Origin of the sequence: Embleya sp. NPDC127516 (assembly GCF_044765325.1) — a bacterium.
GTDB lineage: Bacteria > Actinomycetota > Actinomycetes > Streptomycetales > Streptomycetaceae > Embleya.
In genome coordinates, this window is the sequence record NZ_JBIWJT010000002.1 from 334,332 (window position 1) to 353,297 (window position 18,966).

General features: G+C 71.7%; 19 protein-coding genes. 8 read left to right on the forward strand and 11 right to left on the reverse strand.

Annotation, left to right across the window (positions count from 1 at the left end; translation table 11 throughout):
- Positions 1 to 200: 200 nt before the first annotated feature.
- A complete protein-coding gene (locus ACIRL2_RS03965; RefSeq protein WP_402229986.1) occupies positions 201 to 1,574 on the reverse strand; it encodes a CoA transferase in 1,374 nt (457 codons plus the stop codon).
- Positions 1,575 to 1,774: 200 nt separating this feature from the next.
- On the opposite strand from ACIRL2_RS03965, the gene ACIRL2_RS03970 reads away from it, so the two are divergent.
- Positions 1,775 to 2,128 carry a hypothetical protein gene (locus ACIRL2_RS03970; RefSeq protein ID WP_395874248.1) on the forward strand — a complete coding sequence of 118 codons (354 nt, stop codon included), beginning with the start codon at positions 1,775 to 1,777 and terminating at the stop codon, positions 2,126 to 2,128.
- Between the two features lie 11 nt (positions 2,129 to 2,139).
- Here ACIRL2_RS03970 and ACIRL2_RS03975 read toward each other — a convergent pair whose 3' ends face one another.
- Complete coding sequence (locus ACIRL2_RS03975) at positions 2,140 to 2,946, reverse strand: enoyl-CoA hydratase/isomerase family protein (RefSeq protein ID WP_402229988.1); 807 nt, start codon at positions 2,944 to 2,946, stop codon at positions 2,140 to 2,142.
- 88 nt (positions 2,947 to 3,034) lie between these two features.
- Here ACIRL2_RS03975 and ACIRL2_RS03980 point away from each other — a divergent pair, with 88 nt between their 5' ends.
- Both ACIRL2_RS03980 and ACIRL2_RS03985 read left to right on the forward strand, forming a co-directional pair.
- Complete coding sequence (locus ACIRL2_RS03980) at positions 3,035 to 3,499, forward strand: DUF4442 domain-containing protein (protein ID WP_395874244.1); 465 nt, start codon at positions 3,035 to 3,037, stop codon at positions 3,497 to 3,499.
- Positions 3,500 to 3,633: 134 nt separating this feature from the next.
- Positions 3,634 to 5,895 (forward strand): hypothetical protein, encoded by a 2,262-nt coding sequence (locus ACIRL2_RS03985; protein ID WP_395874242.1) that lies wholly within the window; start codon positions 3,634 to 3,636, stop codon positions 5,893 to 5,895.
- Positions 5,896 to 5,923: 28 nt separating this feature from the next.
- Here the strand turns inward: ACIRL2_RS03985 and ACIRL2_RS03990 are convergent, their stop codons facing one another.
- The 3 genes from ACIRL2_RS03990 to ACIRL2_RS04000 form a co-directional block, all read right to left on the reverse strand.
- Positions 5,924 to 6,388, reverse strand: a complete 465-nt coding sequence (locus ACIRL2_RS03990) for a hypothetical protein (protein WP_395874240.1) — start codon at positions 6,386 to 6,388, stop codon at positions 5,924 to 5,926.
- A gap of 111 nt (positions 6,389 to 6,499) precedes the next feature.
- Positions 6,500 to 7,090 (reverse strand): hypothetical protein, encoded by a 591-nt coding sequence (locus ACIRL2_RS03995; RefSeq protein ID WP_395874238.1) that lies wholly within the window; start codon positions 7,088 to 7,090, stop codon positions 6,500 to 6,502.
- On the reverse strand, positions 7,087 to 7,815 hold the full coding sequence (locus ACIRL2_RS04000; protein WP_395874236.1) for a hypothetical protein: 729 nt from the start codon (positions 7,813 to 7,815) through the stop codon (positions 7,087 to 7,089). The genes ACIRL2_RS03995 and ACIRL2_RS04000 overlap by 4 nt, the downstream gene beginning before the upstream one ends.
- Before the next feature lie 126 nt (positions 7,816 to 7,941).
- Between ACIRL2_RS04000 and ACIRL2_RS04005 the strand changes: the two genes are divergently transcribed.
- A complete protein-coding gene (locus ACIRL2_RS04005) occupies positions 7,942 to 8,688 on the forward strand; it encodes an NDP-sugar synthase (protein WP_395874234.1) in 747 nt (248 codons plus the stop codon).
- 223 nt (positions 8,689 to 8,911) lie between these two features.
- Here the strand turns inward: ACIRL2_RS04005 and ACIRL2_RS04010 are convergent, their stop codons facing one another.
- Positions 8,912 to 9,346, reverse strand: coding sequence for a MarR family winged helix-turn-helix transcriptional regulator (locus tag ACIRL2_RS04010; protein WP_395874232.1), 435 nt, complete (start codon positions 9,344 to 9,346; stop codon positions 8,912 to 8,914).
- 177 nt (positions 9,347 to 9,523) lie between these two features.
- On the opposite strand from ACIRL2_RS04010, the gene ACIRL2_RS04015 reads away from it, so the two are divergent.
- Entirely contained in the window at positions 9,524 to 10,102 is a 579-nt protein-coding gene (locus ACIRL2_RS04015) for a YceI family protein (RefSeq protein ID WP_395874230.1), read from the forward strand.
- A gap of 164 nt (positions 10,103 to 10,266) precedes the next feature.
- On the opposite strand, the gene ACIRL2_RS04020 is transcribed toward ACIRL2_RS04015, so the two are convergent.
- Positions 10,267 to 11,466 carry a DegT/DnrJ/EryC1/StrS family aminotransferase gene (locus ACIRL2_RS04020; protein WP_395874228.1) on the reverse strand — a complete coding sequence of 400 codons (1,200 nt, stop codon included), beginning with the start codon at positions 11,464 to 11,466 and terminating at the stop codon, positions 10,267 to 10,269.
- 114 nt (positions 11,467 to 11,580) lie between these two features.
- Here ACIRL2_RS04020 and ACIRL2_RS04025 point away from each other — a divergent pair, with 114 nt between their 5' ends.
- A complete protein-coding gene (locus ACIRL2_RS04025; RefSeq protein ID WP_402229994.1) occupies positions 11,581 to 12,516 on the forward strand; it encodes an aldo/keto reductase in 936 nt (311 codons plus the stop codon).
- Complete coding sequence (locus ACIRL2_RS04030; RefSeq protein WP_395874224.1) at positions 12,513 to 13,289, forward strand: FadR/GntR family transcriptional regulator; 777 nt, start codon at positions 12,513 to 12,515, stop codon at positions 13,287 to 13,289. The genes ACIRL2_RS04025 and ACIRL2_RS04030 overlap by 4 nt, the downstream gene beginning before the upstream one ends.
- A 632-nt stretch (positions 13,290 to 13,921) precedes the next feature.
- Here ACIRL2_RS04030 and ACIRL2_RS04035 read toward each other — a convergent pair.
- The 3 genes from ACIRL2_RS04035 to ACIRL2_RS04045 are packed head-to-tail and all read right to left on the reverse strand — an operon-like array spanning position 13,922 to position 17,396.
- On the reverse strand, positions 13,922 to 14,668 hold the full coding sequence (locus ACIRL2_RS04035) for a succinate dehydrogenase/fumarate reductase iron-sulfur subunit (protein WP_395868427.1): 747 nt from the start codon (positions 14,666 to 14,668) through the stop codon (positions 13,922 to 13,924).
- A complete protein-coding gene (locus ACIRL2_RS04040) occupies positions 14,665 to 16,677 on the reverse strand; it encodes a fumarate reductase/succinate dehydrogenase flavoprotein subunit (protein ID WP_402229996.1) in 2,013 nt (670 codons plus the stop codon). The genes ACIRL2_RS04035 and ACIRL2_RS04040 overlap by 4 nt, the downstream gene beginning before the upstream one ends.
- Positions 16,678 to 16,682: 5 nt before the next feature.
- Complete coding sequence (locus ACIRL2_RS04045; RefSeq protein WP_402229998.1) at positions 16,683 to 17,396, reverse strand: succinate dehydrogenase cytochrome b subunit; 714 nt, start codon at positions 17,394 to 17,396, stop codon at positions 16,683 to 16,685.
- Positions 17,397 to 17,484: 88 nt separating this feature from the next.
- On the opposite strand from ACIRL2_RS04045, the gene ACIRL2_RS04050 reads away from it, so the two are divergent.
- Positions 17,485 to 18,405, forward strand: a complete 921-nt coding sequence (locus ACIRL2_RS04050; RefSeq protein WP_395868421.1) for a LysR family transcriptional regulator — start codon at positions 17,485 to 17,487, stop codon at positions 18,403 to 18,405.
- Between the two features lie 56 nt (positions 18,406 to 18,461).
- Here the strand turns inward: ACIRL2_RS04050 and ACIRL2_RS04055 are convergent, their stop codons facing one another.
- Positions 18,462 to 18,911 (reverse strand): PaaI family thioesterase, encoded by a 450-nt coding sequence (locus tag ACIRL2_RS04055; RefSeq protein ID WP_395868418.1) that lies wholly within the window; start codon positions 18,909 to 18,911, stop codon positions 18,462 to 18,464.
- Positions 18,912 to 18,966 lie beyond the last annotated feature (55 nt).

Consider the following 18,966-nt stretch of genomic DNA (forward strand, 5'->3'; position numbering starts at 1 on the left):
TCGAGCCGCGGCCGACCGACCGCGGTGGCGCTCAACCCATGCGTCAAGCATCCCATCCGGCACCGACACCGGGACCCGTGCGACCTGCGCCTTTGCCGATCAAGTCACCGTGTGGGTGCGGAAGTTGACGGTGGGTCGGATGGTTCGCCGGTGTCGGGTGGGGGAGTTCGCGCGGTGGGCCGGCGGGTGGGCCGGAGGGGTCAGGCGGTCCGCCACACCGGTTCGTCGGAGCCCCAGGGGGTCGGCGGACGGGTCCACGCGGCGGGCAGCCCGGGCAGCTCGAACGGCGGTGCCACGTGGGTGAGTCGGCCCAGGGCCGTGTCGGTCGTGGTCAGATACGGGGCCGGGTCGAACGGCGCGGCGACCTCCGGCTCTCCGGGCGCGTACGCGGCGGTCAGCCAGGTCGCGGTGCGGGCCAACGCGAGGTCGATCCTGCTGCCCCGGTGGTCGGCCAGGCGCAGCGTCAGGGCGCGCAGGACGGCCGCGGCGAGCAGGTATCCGGTGGCCCGGTCCAGTGCCTGGGTCGGCAGCGCGCCCGGTTCCACCCGACCGCCCGCCTCGATCCGGGCGATCCCGCAGGCGCCTTGGACCAGGCTGTCGAAGCCGCGTCGGTTCGCCCACGGCCCGGGGCCCCACGCGTTGAACGCGGCGGTGATCAGCCCGGGTCGGCGGGCGCCGAGCGTTTCGTGGTCCAGGCCCAGGGCGGCCATCGCGTCGCTGCGGTATCCGGTGATCAACACGTCGGCGTCGGCGAGCAGTTCCTCGAAGCGGGATCGGTCGGCCCGGTCGCGCAGGTCCAGCAGGGTGGAGCGTTTGCCGAACGCGTTGTCCCAGTACTCGCCCGGATTCTCCGGCAGGTGCGGGGAGTCCACGCGCAGGACGTCGGCGCCCAGGTGGGCGAGGGTGCGGGTGCCGGTGGGGCCGGCGAGCACCCGGGTCAGGTCCAGGATCCGCACACCGGCGGCGGGTGCGGGATCGGGTGCGGGGCACCACGGGTCGCCGGCGGCGGTGCGGGTGAGGTCGAGCGGCGGCAGGGCGGCGACACAGGCGCCCTGGGGGTGTGCGGCCCAGGCGTCGCCCTCGCGGACGGCGAAGCCCAACGCGCCGTGTGCGGCGAGCAGTTCCTCGATCTCGGTGCCGGTGAGCCGGGCCAGGGCCTCGATCGCGTCGTCCACCGTCTCGACGCGCAGTGCGGCGAACGCCGCGGCGCGGTGGTGCGGGTAGTTGCCGTGCAGGCGCACCCAGCCGTCGGCGCTGCGGTGGAAGCGGGAGAGCGGATGCATCGACACCAGCGGTTCGCCGGCCAGGCGCAGGTGCCGGTCGCTGCTCATCGCCATGGCCGCGGCCCGGCTGTCCAGCACCACCGGTGCCGGGACGGATCCCCCACGAGCGGCGCCGAGTTCGCGGGCGGCGAGCGCGACGGCGCCGATTGCGGCCTGGGCGATCGCGGTCACCGGGAGCGCGGAGGTCAGCGTGTGGTCGGGGCCGGTGAAGGCGATGTGCGCGCGGTCGGCGGGGTCGCCGCCGAGGGCGCGCCAGGCTTGGTCGAGGAGCCGCGCGGGGGTGGTACGCATCGAAGCCTCACAGTTCTCGGAACTCCGCAGCCGCCGGGATCACCTGTTCGAGATGGCCCGAGCGGAAAACTATCGGGTCGGCGGTCTCCCAGCGTGCCCGCGTCCGCACTGTGGGCGCCCGGGCAAACGATTGGTCACTCGTTTGTGTAGGGGTTGTGCGGTTTGCTCTGCCGGGCGCGATCGTGATCGAGACTGAGGCCATGAGGCGCATCTGGGGCGAGGACGGCGGGTCGGGGCTCGGACCCGACGACGCGCTCCTGAAGGACGCCCGGCTGAGTGTGCGGGCGCGCGGCCTCGCGGTGTATCTGCTGTTGTTGCCGGACGGTGCCCGGCCGGAGCCGCGGGCGCTGGGGTCGCGGCCGGGGGAGAGTCCGGAGTCGATCGCGGGCTACCTCGACGAGTTGGCGGCGGCGGGCTACCTGACTCGGGTCCAGGGGCGCGACGCGCACGGGAATCCGATCGAGGAGGTCCGGTTGGCGGCGAATCCGGGTGAGCACGCGGCCGAGGCGGGGCGGTTGTTCCGGTGGCCCGGGCCGGAGCCGATCGGCGGGTGAGCGCGGGGCGTTCACATGTCCCGCCAGGTGGGGGTTCGGCGTTCGCGGAAGGCGGCGGCGGCTTCGGCCATGTTGCCGGTGAAGGTGCCCAGTACCTGGGTGCGGTTCTCCAGTTCGATCTGCTGGCGCAGCGAGGTCGCGCCGATCCCGGACCACAGGCCCTTCTTGGTCATCCATACGCCGTATTCGCTGTTGGTGGCGATCGAGCGGGCCAGTTCCAGGGCGGCGGGCAGGTGTTCGCCGGCGGGTACGCGGGCGTTGAGCAGGCCCCAGGAGTACGCCTCGGCGGCGTCGAAGTGGCGTCCGGTGAGCATCAGTTCGGCCGCCCGGGTGGGGCCGACCAGGCGTGGGAGCAGGTAGCTGGTGCCCACGTCGGCGGAGGACAGGCCGACCTTGATGAACACCGAGCCGAAGCGCGCGCTCTCGTCCGCGACGCGCAGGTCGCAGGCCAGTGCGAGGGCCAGGCCGCCGCCGACGGCCGCGCCGTGCACGGCGGCGATCACCGGTTTCTCGCATTCGTGGACGGCCAGGATCAGTTCGGACAGGTGCTCCTGCGAGCGGTAGACGTGTCCGACCGGGCCGCGGCCCTCGGCGTCCGGCGCGTGGTCGGGGTCGCCGGAGAGGTCGGCGCCGGAGCAGAAGCCGCGTCCCTCGCCGGTCAGCACGATCGCCCGCAGGCCGCGCTCGCGGTGCAGCGTGGCGAAGGCGGCCTTGAGATCGCCCACCATGGTCGCGGAGAGCGCGTTGAGGCGGTCCGGCCGGTCCAGGCGGACGATCGCGACGTGGGGCTCGGGGCGCTCGATGCGCACGTATTTCATGTGACTCAGTCAAACAGATTCGCCGGGTGAAGGAAATGCCGGCGAGGTGGCGCCTCGAGGGAAGTTACCTGCCGGTAGCATCGCGGCCATGACTGAATCGACGACCGACTTCGACGCCGTCGCCGAGGGCCTGCGCGCCTCGGTGCCCTTCGTGCGCACGCTCGGCCTGGAGTTCGTGGAACTGGCCGCCGACCGCGCCGTGCTGCGCCTGCCGGACGAGCCCGCGCACCACAACCACATCGGTGGCCCGCACGCGGGCGCGATGTTCACGCTGGCCGAGTCCGCGTCCGGGGCGATCGTGATCGCCGCGTTCGGGGACCAACTCGCCCGCGCGACGCCGCTCGCGGTGGATGCCGCGATCCGCTACCGCAAGGTCGCCCTCGGCCCGGTGCTGGCCGAGGCCCGATTGACCCGTCCGGCCGTCGAGGTGGTCGCCGAACTCGACGCCGGCAAGCGCCCGGAATTCGTGGTCGAGATCACCATCCGTGACGAAGCGGGCACTACAACCGCGGAGATGACCGTCACCTGGACACTGCGCCCCAACCGCGCGTGATCGGCGCACACTGGCGCGGGTGACCGGCACACGTTTCCGGTCCCGGCTCCAGGGCAGGCAAGGGCCCGTGCCGGTCGGGAAGGTCCCGATCATGTTTTTGCTTCGGGTTGGTGATGATTTCCTATCCTGCTGGGATGACCGGGCAGATCGTGGTGGGCAAGGTCTCCCGCCGGCTCAAGGTACGCGCCGCGTGGCGGCGGTGGCGCCGCGTGGCACGGGCCCTGTTGACCGCGTTGGTGGCGTTGTCGATCACCGTGGTCACCGGGCTCGCGGTCGCGCGGGCCACCGTGCTCTCCGCCGACTGGTACGACGGCGTGCTGGAGCGCGAGCACGCCTACGACCGGCTCTACGACGAGGTACTGGTCGACCCCCGCATGGCGGGGGTCACCAACGACCTGCTGGGCCGGCTGCCGATACCGCCCAACCAGGTCACCGCCAACCTGCGCCTGGTGCTGCCGCCGTCCACCCTGCGCGGGATGGTGCGCGAGCAGATCGGGCACACCGTCGGCTACCTGCGCGGCGACGAGCGCGAACTGCGGCTGACCGTCGACCTCAAACCGGTGATCAACAACCTCGGCAAGGTCGCCGACGTCTTCGTCGGCGACCTCACCGGCGACGTGCCCCGGGTGACCGAGGACAACGCGCCCGCGCTGGTGGACGGCGTCTCCAAGGCCCTGGACGCGCTCGCCCAGGGCCGTCCGCCCGAGTCGCTGCCGGCGCTGAGCCTGGACCCGGCCGCGGCCCCGGAGGTGGCCGACCTGATCCTGGCCCGGCTGCCGGCGGAGTCCCGCGAGCCGATCCGCGGCCAGGTGGTCGCCTCGCTGCGCGCCGACGACCTCGGCGGGGTGCTGGTGGCGATCGTCCCGGTGATCTTCGGCGAGAAGGTCCGCCAGGCCCAGCTCGGACTGACCGGGCTCTCCGACGGCGGCACCTGGGACCTGACCCTGGACCTGCGGGCGAGCCAGGCCAACGAGAGCACCAAGCTGAAACTGGGCCAGCTCGAACAACTGCGCGCGATGACGGTGTTCGGCCTGGGCCGGCTGCTCGCGGTGGCGAGTGTGACCGCGCTGCTGGGTCTGGTGGTGCTGTGGCGCACCGGGTCCGCGCGCGGGGCGGCCCGGCTGCGACTGCCCGCGCTGGCCCTGGCGGGCGGCGGGCTGCTCGCGGGCGTGGGCTGCCTGGTCGCGTGGGGAGTGCTGCCGCACGTGGTCTCGGAGAACCGGGACGGCTGGGCGCCCTCGGTGGTCCGGCTCGCCGGCGACCTCCAGGAGGCCGCGGCGCGCGATGTGGTCGGGGTGTGGCTGGCCGCGTCCGCGGTGCCGCTGGTGTTCGGCGGGGTCACCTTCGGCGCGATCGTGCTGTGGGACAAGCACAAGCACCGACGGGCCGCGCCGGTGCGGCACACCACCCGTCAGGTGCTCACCTCCGGCGCCGCGGTGGTCGCCGCCGGGGCGATCGCGCTGACCATCTTCGTGCCGGTGCCCACCTCCGGCTCCGGCGCCGACGCCAAGCGCTGCAACGGGATGACCGAGCTGTGCAACCGGCGCTACGACCAGGTCGCCTACCTGGCCACGCACAACTCGATGTCCTCGACCGCGGCCCGCTTCCTCAGCCCGCTCCAGGACGCGGACATCGTCACCCAACTGGACGCGGGCGTGCGCGGCCTGCTGGTGGACTCGTACACGTGGGAGGCCCCCGAGGAGGTGGCCGGCCGGCTCGCCGAGTCGGACCTGGACCCCGAGTCGCGCAAGATCGTCGCCGGCGTGGTCAACGACGTCGCGCCGGCCCGGCCCGGGCTGTGGTTGTGCCACTCGGTGTGCCGGGGTGGCGCACTGCCGATGGTGGAGACGCTGCGCGCGGTGGGCCAGTGGATGGATCGCAACCCGCACGAGGTGGTCACCCTGATCGTGCAGGACGCGATCACCGCGCAGCAGACCGAGTGGGCGTTCCGCGAGGCCGGGCTGGAGCGACTGCTGTACACGCCCGCCGCCGACCCGGACGAGCCGTGGCCCACGCTCGGCACGATGATCGAGCACAACCGTCGCCTGGTGGTCTTCGCCGAGCGCGCCGACGGGCCCGTCCCGTGGTACCGCAACTTCTACAAGTACGGGATGGAGACGCCGTACGCGTACACGAGTCCGACCGAGATGAACTGCGCGCCCTATCGCGGCGACGTGGGCAAGCGGCTGTTCCTGTTGAACAACTTCATCACCTCCGCCGGCGGCAGTCGGCTCGACGCCGGAGTGGTCAACTCGCGGCCGTTCCTGCTGGATCGGGCCCGCCGCTGCGAACGCGAACGCGGTGCGCAGGTCAACTTCGTCGCGGTCGACTTCGCCACCATCGGCGACGCGAAGGGCGCCGTGGACGTGTTGAACATCACCCGGAAAACACACTGACAGTCCGTCAATTTATCGACAGCGAGGGTCAATAGGACAGTCCGTGGCCGGTTTCGAAGAGCGGCTCCGCGTCCGCGGGCAGGTCGCCGGCGAGCCGGCCGGCGGGTGCGTAGCGGCCGAACACGACGTCCAGCACACCCTCGTCGTCGGCGCCCCTGGTGCCCAGCAACGCGGCGCAATAGCCGACCAGATCGGCCACCGCGGCGGGCCGGTACAGGTCTATCACCGCGACCGTGGGCACCGACGCGGCGATGTCCACGATCCGGTCGAGTTCGGCGTCGCCGTGCTCCTCGGGCAGGCGCAGCAGGGCCACGTCGGCGTCGGCGAGGTCGCTCACCACGGTCGCGTACCGGGCCGCGACGTCGGTGTCGACGTGTTCGGTGTACACGCGCAGCGCGTCCCGCAGGGGTAGGGCCGGTCCGCCGCTCGTGCTGATGCGCGAGCTGATGCGGTTCGTGAGCAGCACGACGGCGTGCGGGTCCCGATCCGTCATGGGTGAGCCCTCCTCCTGGCCGCGGCAGGCGCCGCCCTGACCCCGGACCCTACGCGTCGGGGACGACGTCGCGGGCACCAGGTGGCCGGCGTATACCCCCGACTGCCGTGCTCAGCCCGGTGCGTCCAAGGCCGCGGCCGCGGTGCGGGCCAGTGCGATCAGCCGCTCGCGATCGACGGCCGGGATGATGATGTCGACGGAGGTGACCAGGTCGCCGCGCGCCCGGGCGAAGGCGAGGCCGTCGCCGCGCGCGGGATCGCGGTAGATCACCGCGGCGTCGGAGATGCCGGGTAGCGTCTCGCGCGGGCCCGGGCCGGTGGCGGTCGAACGTGCGGTGTCCAGCGGGCCGCCGACCATCGCCTGGGGCAACTGCCCAACGACGACGGTCAGTACCCGACGGTCGCCGGCGTCGAGGTACTCGCACGAGCGCCCGGCGTCCGCCGACCGGGTGTGCACGGGGCCGATCGCGAGCACCTCCTCGACCCGAGTGGTCGAGAGCAGTTCGCAACCGTCGGCCGGTGGTGCGTCGGCTGCGGGCGGGGAGGGGGTGGGTCGAGGCGGCGCGCCCGCCTTGTCGCCGGCCGCCGCGGTGGACACCGGCACGTGCCGCGGCGGTGTGTCCGGATCTTCGCAGCCGCCGAGCAGGCACGCCAGACCCACCACCCCCACCAGGGTGGCGGCGGGCCCGACGCGCCCGGTCACAGCCGGCCGATCATCGTCCGGGCGATGTTGGCGAGGACGTCGGGCGAGACGTCCTTGTCGCTGCGGTCGATGTAGATGTCCGCGTCCAGGTAGGTGTCTCCGACGAGCTTCGTCCAGACCACCCCGTTGGAGGTCGAGTCGTGGTAGGTGAAGGCCGCGTCGCCGACCCCGGGCAGCGCGGTGGGGTTGTCCCCCGAGTCGATGGTTCCCTTGGCGGCCTGCTCGGCGGTGCTGTACTTGGGATCGCTCTTGGACATCATCACCGTCATCATCGACAGGCCCCGGGCGTCCCGGTAGTCGCAGAACGAGCTGCTCGAACTCTTGAGCTTCTCGTCCACCTCAGCCTTGACCACCGGCAGACCGAGCAGCGTGGCCACCTCGGCCGCGGTGAAGAAGCGACAGGGATCGTTGATGTAGGCCGCGGTCGATCCGGTCGCGGGTGCCGAGGTACCGGTCGAGGAGGTGCTCGGCGAGGCGGTGGCCGACGCGGACGCCGACGTCCCGCCGGTGGGCGGCGCGGTGGTGCGGCGGGCCGGCGGGGTGGTGCCGGCCGAGCTCGTCGGTCGGCCGGTGGGCTCGCTCGTCGGCTTGTCCTTGCCGCTCTCCAAGGCGCGAACGGTGTCCAGCGGCGATCTGTCGTTGTTGCCGCAACCGGCGACCGCGGTGCCGACGGCCAACGCGACGAGTACCGCTGCCACGCCTGTGCGGACATTCGTGGTGCGCACTTTGCTGTTCCCCCCGGTGTTCGAAGTGCAGTCGTCCATGAGATGAACCTAGGGCCCAGCGCGTTCCCGAACGAGTGGTACCTCCCTTGGAAGTCGAGGGGGATCCGAGGGCGCGATAATGCGCCCATGACTTCCGCACCACATTCGACCACCCACTCGGGGGCTCGCGCGGTCACGCAGGCCGTGATCCTCGCCGGCGGGCAGGGTTCACGGCTGCGCCCCTACACCGACGATCGACCCAAGCCGATGGTGGAGATCCCCGGCACCGGCACCCCGATCATCGGACACCAACTGCGCTGGCTGGCCGCGGAGGGCGTGCGCGACGTCGTGGTCTCCTGCGGGCACCTCGCCGAGGTGCTCCAGGACTGGCTCAAGAGCGCCGATCTCCCGGTGCGCGTGGAGACCGTGGTGGAGACCGAACCGCTGGGCCGGGGCGGCGGGTTGAAGTTCGCCGCCGCCGCGCTGCCGCGCCCGGACGAGCCCTGGTACGCCACCAACGGCGACATCTGGACCCGGTTCTCGCTCACCGAGATGGCCGCCTTCCACCACGAGCGCACCGCGCTGGCCACGCTCGCGCTGGCGCGACCCCGGATTCCCTGGGGCGTGGTGGAGACCGACAAGTACGGCCACGTCCTGGACTTCATCGAGGCGCCGCCCTCGCCCTACCTGATCAATGCCGGCGTGTACGTGTTCGCGCCCGAGTTCACCGCGCTGCTGCCGGACGTCGGCGACCACGAGCGCACCACCTTCCCCGGGCTCGCCCGGGCCCAGCGGCTGGCCGGCTTCCCGATCCCGCAGGGCGCCTACTGGCGGGCGATCGACACCGCCAAGGACCTGTCCGAGGCGGCCCGGGAGCTGCGCGCGGACGGCTGAGCCGGGTCTCGCCTCGGCGCGCGGCGGCACACCGTTTCCGGTCGCCGAACAAGTCCAACGAATCCGCCCCCGGCCGCTCGGCGGCTGGGGGCGGATCGTTCTCCCGGGGTGGTGCCGGCTTCCTTCGTCGATGGGCGAGTCGTTCGGGGTCTTACGCGCGCTTCCCGTGACCCCCGCGGCCACGGGTTCGAGCGGGCGGGCTACTCGCTGTCGGTGGCCGCGGTCAGGACGAGATGCCCGCGCGGGCACCGGGGTTGGCGGTGTCGCGCACCACCCGTAGACCGTCCAGCAGCCCGGCGAGCTGACCGTCGGTCAGCGGGTCGATCAGCCAGGTCTGGAGCAGGTCGACGTGCCCGGGCAGGACACCGCCTATCCGGTCCGCGCCGTCGCGGGTGAGCACCGCGAACAGCGCGCGGCGGTCGGTGGGGCAGTTCTCCCGGGCGACCAGCCCTTCCTTCTCCAGGCGGTCCACCACGCGGGTCACCCCGGAGGTGGACAGCGACGTCTGCGCCGCGAGATCACTCATCCGCAGGCGCTGCTCGGCCGAGCGGGACAACCGGACCAGCACGTTGAAGTCCACCGTGGACAGGCCGTGCTCGGCCAACTGCGGGCTGAGCCGGTCCATCAGGCCGGTATAGACCTCCACGAGCAGTCCCATGGCGGTGATGCGTGGATCGTCGAAGGGAGTGGTAGTCGATGGGGCGGGGGATGCGGCTCTCGGGGGAGTGTGCATGTCCCTATCATAGCAAGTAGTTGACATGCGGAATATCTATGGGCAAGATATTGCTGAGGTCGATATCCGCAAGGCAACGATATCTCTCCCGAGGAGTGCGACATGACCGCCACCACCCCCCGCCGCGACTGGGAAGGGCTCACGATCCCGACGGCCGGCACCTACGCGCTCGATGTGGCCCACACCCGCGTCGGGTTCACGGCGCGGCACTTGATGGTGAGCAAGGTGCGTGGCCAGTTCACCGACTTCACCGGAGCGATCACCGTCGCCGAGGACCCGATGGACTCCACCGTCGAGGCGACGATCTCCACCGCGAGCATGACCACCGGTCAGCCGGACCGCGACGCCCACCTGGCCAGTGCGGACTTCATGGAGGTGGAGAAGTATCCGCAGATGACCTTCCGTACCCTGCGCCTGAGCGGCCACGACGGCAACCAGTTCACCCTGGCCGGCGAGCTGACCATCAAGGGCATCGCCCGCGAGGTCGAGCTCGCGGTCGAGCTGGAGGGCCTCGCGACCAGCCCGTGGGGGCAGGAGGTGCTCGCGTTCACCGCGACCACGGAGATCAACCGCGAGGACTACGGGATGACCTGGAACCAGGCGCTGGAGAGCGGCGGCGTGCTGGTCTCGAAGAAAATCAGGATCGAGATCGAGGGCGAGGCCGTCCGCCAGGACGGCTGATCGGCGCCGACGGTTCGTGGGCGAGGGCGGACAGGGGCCGGGCGGGACGCGCCCGGCCCCTTCGGCATGCGGTTTCTCGGTGGGCGGTCCGTCACGGTGCGCGGCCAGTGTGCGGCCCCTCCGGTGTGACGGACGCGAGTTCGGAGGCGGTCGGTCCGTCGTGCTCAGCGCGTCGCCAGGAAGGCGTCCACCTGCTCGTGGATGTAGGCCACATCCTCGGCGTCCATGCGATGGTTCATCGGCACGATCAGCGCGTGCTCCATCACCCGGTCGGCATTGGGGTAGCCGCCCGGGTCGGCGCGGTGCGCGATGTCCTTGAAGCCGGGCTGGCGCAGGATGTTGCCCGACCACACGGTCCGCGTGGACACCCCGCGCTCCTCCAGCCACGCCTGCATCTCGCCGCGAGTGAACGGCAGCCCCTCGTTCAGCAGGATGGGGAAGTTGAGCCACCCCGTCTCCAGGCCCTCGGTCTGGCGCGGTGCGGTGAACTCCGCGCGCGCGTCGAAGTACGCGTGATGCGCGGCGAAGTGCTCCCGACGGGTGGCCAGGAACCGGGGCAGCTTGGCGAGTTGGGCCAGCCCGAAGGCGGCGCCCAGCTCCGAGGGCTCGAAGTTCCAGCCGATCTCGTCGAAGATGAACAGGTTGTCGTACAACACGCCGTCGATCTCCTCGAAGAAGTCGCGGTTGCCCCGCTTGGAGCCGAAGAGCTGCAGTTCGCTGCGTCGGCCCCAGCGCCGCAACATCAGACCGCGGTCGCGCAGGTCCTCGTCGTCGGTGAGCACCATGCCGCCGTTGCCCGCGCAGGTGATGATGTGCGACATCGCGAAGCTGGTCACCGAGATGTCCGCGCGGGTGCCCGTCGGCGTGCCGCGCAGGGTCGCGCCGAGCGCGTCGCAGGAATCCTCGATCACCTTGAGGCCGTGCCGGTCCGCGATCGCCCGGATCACGTCCCAGTCCGGGGCGTTGCCCGCGAGGTTGGGGGTCAGGATCGCCCTGGTGCGCGGGCCGATCAGGGCCTCGATCCGGGTCGGGTCGATCTGGTAGGTATCCGGCTCGACGTCGGCGAGCACGGGCACCAGACCGGCCTTGACCATCGGTGCGATATCCGTGGAGAAGGTCAGCGTGGAGGTGATGATCTCGTCCCCGGGGGACAGACGCAGCAGTTCGATCGCGAGATACAGCGCGGAGGAACCCGAGTTGCACATCAGGCCGTTGCGCTTGCCGAACAGCTCCGCGACGCGCGTCTCCAGTTCCGCGACATTGCGTCCGATGCCCATCGCCGAGGGCGGCCCGTTCAGGACCGCCAGCATCGCGTCGATCTCGCTCTGGTCGTGCACGCTGCCGGCGTACGGGATCTTGCGCATGAGTGCCTACCCTCGTGGTGATGTCGGATCGCAGCACGGCTGACGAGGCGTCAGCTGACGATGTGTCATGGCTATCATGGCTATGATGGGTGAACAAGACGACGGGAGCTGAGCGTGCGCTACACCACCGTGGGCAAGTCGGGTCTGAAGGTCTCCGCGATCGGCCTCGGCTGCAACAACTTCGGGATGCGGATCGACCAGGACGGCGCCGACAAGGTGGTCGGCGCCGCGCTCGACGCCGGGGTGACCCTGTTCGACACCGCCGACATGTACGGCGGCGGGAAATCCGAGGTGCTGCTCGGCAAGGCACTCGGGAGCCGCCGCGAGGACGTGGTCGTGGCCACCAAGTTCGGCGCGAAGGTGGCCGAGGGGCCGTACGGCCGCGGCTCCTCGCGCCGGCACATCGTGCGGAGCTGCGAGAACAGCCTCCGGCGCCTGGGCACCGACCACATCGACCTGTACTACCAGCACTACGCCGACCCGGAGACCCCGATCGAGGAGACGCTGAGCGCGCTCGACGACCTGGTCCGGGCGGGCAAGGTGCGCTACGCGGGCACCTCCAACCTCGCCGCGTGGCAACTCGCCGACGCAGCACACCTCGCCGGCTCCACGCGGTTCGTGGCCGCGCAGATCGAGTGGAGCCTGCTGGAGCGCACCGTCGAGCGGGACATGGTGCCCGCGGCCCGGCACTTCGGCGTCGGCGTCATCCCGTACTTCCCGCTCGCGTCCGGCCTGCTCAGCGGCAAATACCGGCGCGGCGAGGAGTTCCCGCAGGACAGCCGGTTCGCGGCCATCCCGCGCTTCGCGCAGGCCGTGGCCACCGACGACAACTTCGCGATCGTCGAGCGGCTCACCGCCTACGCCGAGAGCCAGGGCCTGACCCTGCTCGCCCTCGCGCTGTCCTGGTTGGCCGCGCAACCCGAGGTGGCGTCGGTGCTGGTCGGCGCGACCCGTCCCGAGCAGGTCGCGGCCAACGCGGCCGCGATCGTGGACCTCACCGCGACCCAGGTCGCCGAGATCGCCGAACTCGCCGCGGCGGTACCGGCGTGAACCCCGCGGCGCAGCCGGTCCGATCCGGCACCGAGCGATCCCTGCGCAACGCCGGCATCGCGGACGAACTCGCCCGCCGGCTGCGTCGCCGGATCCTGGACGGTCCGCTGCGGGACGGCGACATGCTGCCCAAACAGGACGACCTGATCGCCGAGTTCGGCGTCGGCCGCACCACGCTGCGCCAGGCGTTCCGGATCCTGGAGACCGAGGGCCTGATCACGGTCAAGCGCGGCAACACCGGTGGCGCGGTGGTGCACGTCCCGCAACCGGCGGATGCGGCACACATGTTCGGCATGGTCATGCACGCGCGCCAGGTCCGCTTGGACGACCTCGCGCAGGCGCTGCGCCGGCTGGAACCGGTCTGCGCGGCGTTGTGCGCGGCGCGCCCGGACCGGGCCACCGAGGTGGTGCCCTGGTTGCGCGAGGTGCACGCGCGGATGGAGCGCGCGGTCGAGGACGGACCGGCCTACATCCGCGCCGGTCGCGACTTCCACGAGGCCCTGGTGCTGTTGTGCGGCAACGAGACCATGAAGATCCTGCTCGGCGCGGTCGAGGTGTTGTGGGCGCAACAGGAACGCGAATGGGCCCAGGAGGCTTTGGCCGACACGGGCGAACGCGTCCGCCGCGCCGGCCTGCGCGACCACGAGCGCCTGATCGCCCTGATCGAGGCCGGCGACGAATCCGAGGTCTACCGCGAATCGGTACGCCACCTCGAAGCCGCCCAGGACTACCCCTTGCGCGGCCGAGGAGGCGCCCCCATCACCTCCCCCTGACCCCAACCCCGAACGCCGCCCGGCCAACGCCACCCCGCGGCCCGGCCGGCGTTCGACCCCACCCGGCCGCCCCCGTCCAACGACCCGCAGCCCGTCCGGGCGGCCAAGCCCCAACCAGCCCGGCCGGCGCATGGGCCAAGGATCCGCAGCCCGTCCCGGCGGCGGCCTCGAATCCCAGCCCAGCCGGCGTTCGAGGCCAACCAGCCGCAGGCCGGACCGCGGAGCCCGACCACAGCCGTCCGGGCGGCCGACCCCAAATCCCAGCCCGGCCGGCGTTTGAGGCCAAGGATCCACGGCCCGGCTGGGCGGCCAGGTGCAGCCCCGGCCCGGCCGGCGTTTGACGCGGAGAGCCGCAGTTCGTCGGGGCAATCAGCCCCAAGTCCCAGCCCGGCCGGCGTTTGAGGCCAAGGATCCGCGGCCGTCCGCGCGGCCAGGTGCAACCCCGGCCCGGCTGGCATTTGACGCAGGGAGCCGCAGTTCGTCGGGGCAATCAGCCCCAAATCCCGGCCCGGCCGGCGTTTGATGCGGAGAGCCGCAGTTCGTCCGGGCAATCAGCCCCCAACTCAGCCCGGCCGGCGTTTGAGGCCAACCGGCCGCAGGCCGGCCAGGTGCAGCGCCATGCGGCGACGAGCTCAGCGCCCCCGCCACGCGGCAGAAAGCACGTCCCCGTTGAACCGCCCGATGACCCCCAGCGGAATGCCCTTCGGGCACACCGCGGTGCACTCGCCCGTGTTGGTGCAACCACCGAAGTCCGCGTCGTCGTGAGCGTGGATCATCGCCTCGACGCGCGTGTCCTGCTCCACCGCACCCTGCGGCAGCAAACCCAGGTGGGTGGCCTTGGCGGCGGTGAACAACATCGCCGACCCGTTCGGACACGCCGCCACGCACGCGCCGCAGCCGATGCAGGTCGCGGCCTCGAACGCGGCGTCCGCGTCGGCCTTGGGGATCGGCGTCGCGTGCGCCTCGGGGGCCGAGCCGGTGGGCGCGGTGACGTACCCGCCGGCCTCGATGATCCGGTCCAGGCCGGAGCGGTCCACCACCAGGTCCTTGACCACCGGGAAGGCCGCGGCACGCCACGGCTCGACGTCGATGGTCTGCCCGTCGCGGAAGTGCCGCAGGTGGAGCTGGCAGGTCGTGGTGGCCTTCTGCGGCCCGTGCGGCACCCCGTCGATGACCAGGCTGCACGCGCCGCAGATGCCCTCGCGGCAGTCGTGGTCGAAGGCGACGGGCTCGTCGCCGCGCTCGGTGAGCCGCTCGTTGAGCACGTCCAGCAGTTCCAGGAACGACATGTCGGCCGACGCGTCCGGCACGTCGTAGGCGACCATGCCGCCCCGATCCGCCGGGCCCTTCTGCCGCCAGATGCGCAGGGTGAGTTTCATGCGTAATTCCTCGTGGCCAGGGTGACGTTGTCGAAGGTGAGCCGTTCGCGGTGCAGTACGGGCGGGCCGTCCGTGTACTCCCACGCGGCGACGTAGGCGAACGCCTCGTCGTCCCGGGCGGCCTCGCCGCCGGCGCTCTGGTGTTCGGCGCGGAAGTGGCCGCCGCAGGACTCCTCGCGGTGCAGCGCGTCCAGGCACATCAGCTCGGCGAGTTCGAGGAAGTCGGCGACCCGACCGGCCTTCTCCAGCGACTGGTTCAGCCCCGCGCCGGTGCCCGGTACACGCAGCCGCGACCAGAACTGCTCGCGCAACCGCGGGATCCGCGCCAGCGCCTCGCGCAGCCCGGCCGCGTCGCGCTCCATGCCGCACTTCTCCCACATCAGCAGACCCAGCTCGCGATGGAAGTGGTCGGCGGACAGGTCGCCGTCGATCGCGAGCAGGCGCTTGACCCGGTCCTGGACGCCCTGTTCGGTGGCCACCACCTCCGGATCGTCCGCGTCCACCGGCCCGAACGGCCCGGCCGCGAGGTAGTGGGTGAGCGTGGTCGGCAGCACGAAGTAGCCGTCGGCCAGGCCCTGCATGAGCGCCGAGGCGCCCAGCCGGTTCGCGCCGTGGTCGGAGAAGTTCGCCTCGCCGATCACGAACAGGCCCGGGATGGTGGACTGGAGGTCGTAGTCGACCCACAGCCCGCCCATCGTGTAGTGCACCGCCGGGTAGATCCGCATCGGTACGGTGTACGGGTCCTCGCCGGTGATCCGCTCGTACATCGCGAAGAGGTTGCCGTACTTCTCCTCGACGGCCGGCGCGCCCAGCCGCTCGATCGCGTCCGCGAAGTCGAGGTAGACGCCGAGCCCGCCCGGTCCCACGCCGCGTCCCTCGTCGCAGACCCGCTTGGCCGCGCGCGAGGCGATGTCGCGCGGGACCAGGTTGCCGAAGGCCGGGTACATCCGCTCCAGGAAGTAGTCCCGCTCCGCCGCCGGGATGTCGCCGGGCGCGCGGGTGTCCCCGCCGGCGGTGGGCACCCACACCCGGCCGTCGTTGCGCAGCGACTCGCTCATCAGGGTGAGCTTGGACTGGTGCTCGCCGGAGACCGGGATGCAGGTCGGGTGGATCTGGGTGAAGCACGGGTTGGCGAACAGCGCGCCGCGCCGGTGCGCGCGCCAGACCGCGCTCGCGTTGCAGCCCATCGCGTTCGTGGACAGGAAGTAGGCGTTGCCGTAGCCGCCGGTGGCCAGGACGACCGCCTCGGCCAGGTGCGTGGTGACCTCGCCGGTGACCAGATCGCGCACCACCACGCCGCGGGCCCGGCCGTCCACCACGACCAGGTCGAGCATCTCGGTGCGCGCGTGCACGGTGACGTTGCCGGCCGCGACCTGGCGCGACATCGCCTGGTAGGCGCCGAGCAGGAGTTGCTGGCCGGTCTGGCCACGCGCGTAGAACGTCCGGGAGACCTGCGCGCCGCCGAACGAGCGGGTGTCGAGCAGACCCCCGTAGTCGCGGGCGAACGGCACGCCCTGCGCGACGCACTGGTCGATGATCTGGGTGCTCACCTCGGCCAGTCGGTGCACGTTGGACTCGCGGGCGCGGAAGTCGCCGCCCTTGATGGTGTCCTTGAACAGCCGGGCCACGCTGTCCCCGTCGCCGCGGTAGTTCTTGGCGGCGTTGATGCCGCCCTGCGCGGCGATGCTGTGCGCGCGGCGCGGCGAGTCCTGATAGCAGAACGAGGTGACGGGGTGGCCCAGTTCGGCCAGCGTTGCGGCGGCGGAGGCGCCCGCGAGACCGGTGCCGACGACGATGACCGGGAGCCGGCGCCGGTTGGCCGGGTTGATCAACCTGGCGGCCAGTCGGCGCTGTTCCCAACGCTCGGCCAGCTCACCGTCCGGAGCCGCTTCGTCGGCGATCTCGGCGCCGACGGTGTAGTGCACGTACTCGGTGTGCCCGGGTCGCCCGGCGCCCTCGCCGGATGCGAGGTGTCCGGTGTCTCGGGTTGTCTCGGTGTGTCGGTCCATCACGTTCACCCCACGATTCCGGCGGTCACGGCAAACGGCACGGAGAGGAATCCGACCGTCATGAACACGGCGTATCCGGTCGCGATCCGACCCATCAGCCGCTCGGTGCCGGGGCGTTGCCGGCCGAGCGAGCGGGTCATGCTCCACACGCCGTGGCGCAGGTGGAAGCCGACCGCGACGACCGCCACGGTGTAGATCGCGGTGATGTACCAGTGCTCGAAGTCGGCGGTGACGTTGGTGTACGGCTTGCCGGAGGCCCCGACCGGATTGGCCACCCCGACGGTGAGGTCGAGCAGGTGGTAGACCACGAACAGGGCGATGATCACACCGCCCCAGCGCATCGTGCGCGCGGCGTACGAACCCTGGACCGGCGGGCGGTGCACGTACTTGACCGGCCGCGCCCGGCGCGCGCGTCGGGTGAGCAGGATCGCCATCGCCATGTGCACGAGCACGGCCGCGGTCAGGCCCACCCGGATGATCCACAGGGTGCCCTCGTGCGGGACCAGCGGCTCGCCGATGGTGCGCAGCCAGTGTGCGTAGTGGTCGAAGCTCGACTCGCCGAAGAAGATCTTCAGATTGCCCAACATGTGGACGGTCAGATAGGCAAGGAGCACGGCACCGCTGAGCGCCATCGCGACTTTCATCATGACGGTCGAACGGTGCGACGCTCCCTGCCTGCGCTGCCCGGCGGCACCGGGTGCGCGGGTCAGGGTCGCCATGGGTTCGACGGTAGGCGGACCAAGGTCATGCCGTCCAAGATCGGAAATGCCTCGTTTCGATAGCCGTCGGCTATGCAAGGCTGAGGGTATGCAGTTCCAGCAGCTCGTCTACTTCGTCGCGGTCGCCGAGACCCGGCACTTCACCCGCGCGGCCGCGCGTACGCACGTCGCCCAGCCGTCGTTGTCCAAGCAGATCCGGGCCCTGGAGCACGAGTTGGGCGCCGAACTGTTCACCCGCGTACGCGGCAACATCGCGCTGACCCCGGCGGGGGAGCGGCTGCTGCCGATCGCGCGACGGATTCTGGCGGACGTGGACGTCGCGCACCTGGAGGTGGCCGAGCTGGTCGGGCTGCGCTCGGGCCGGGTCCGGATCGGCGCCACCCCGTCGTTGTCCGCCAGCCTGCTGGCCGAGGTGTTGCGCAGCTTCCAGGCCCGCTACGCGGGCATCCGGCTGCTGGTCGACGAGAACGGCTCGCGGGACCTGGTCCGGGCCCTGCTGCGCGGCGATCTGGACCTGGCGCTGATCGTGGTGCCGCCGCAGGGGGTCGGCGCGGCGCTGACCACCGAGCCGCTGCTGCGCGAGGATCTGGTGCTCGCGGGCACGCCGCCGGTGGCCGGTGCGACCGTGCCGATCGAGGCGCTGCGAGGGGTGCGGCTGGTGATGTTCCGGGACGGCTACGACCTGCGCGAGTCGACTCTGACCGCGTGTCACGAGGCGGGTTTCGAGCCGGAGTTCGCGATCGAGGGCGGTGAGATGGACGCGGTGTTGCGGTTCGTGGAGGTGGGCCTGGGGCCGGCCATCGTGCCGAGCATGGTGCTGGTCGGCCGACCGGGCCTGACCGCGACGCCGCTCACCCCGCCGGGCCTGTCCCGCACCATCGCCCTGGCCCACCGCAGCGACGCCGCGCTCACCCACGCCGCGCGCGCCTTCCGCGAGGAGCTGCGCGCCTTCCTGACCCCCGATCGCCTGCCGGCCGGTGTCGAGCGCATCGGCGAGCACGCGGTGTGATCCGCCGCCGGTCGGCCGGCGCCCGAGGCACCGCCCGACCGCCGGCGTCGCGGGTGTCACCCCAGCGGCATGATCAGGCAGGTCGTGGTCGCGGTGGCGAGCAGGCGGCCTTGGTGGTCGGTGAGTTCGGCCTCGGCGGTGCGGATCGTGCGACCGCGATGGATCACCCGGCCCTCGGCGCGCAGCTTGCTGCCGTCGAGCGGGCCCGGGCGCAGGTAGCGCACCGAGATGTCGAGCGAGGTGTACCCGGTCGCGGGCGGCAGGGTGGTGTGCACCGCGCAGGCCATCGCGGAGTCCAGCAGTGTGGCCGCGATGCCGCCGTGCATGGTGCCGATCGGGTTGGCGAACTCGGGCCGGGCGGACGCGCTGAACACGATCCGGCCGTCCTCGACCTCTTCCGGCTCCATGCCGATGAACGGGCCGATCCCCGTGGGCATGCCGTGGTCCCGCAGGGCCTGGAGCTGTTCCAGACCGGTCGGTCCCGCGGTCGACGACGTAGTGCTCATTCCGAACCCCTCACCTGAGTTGACGCTGTCAAGTTGACAGCGTCAAGTCGGTGGC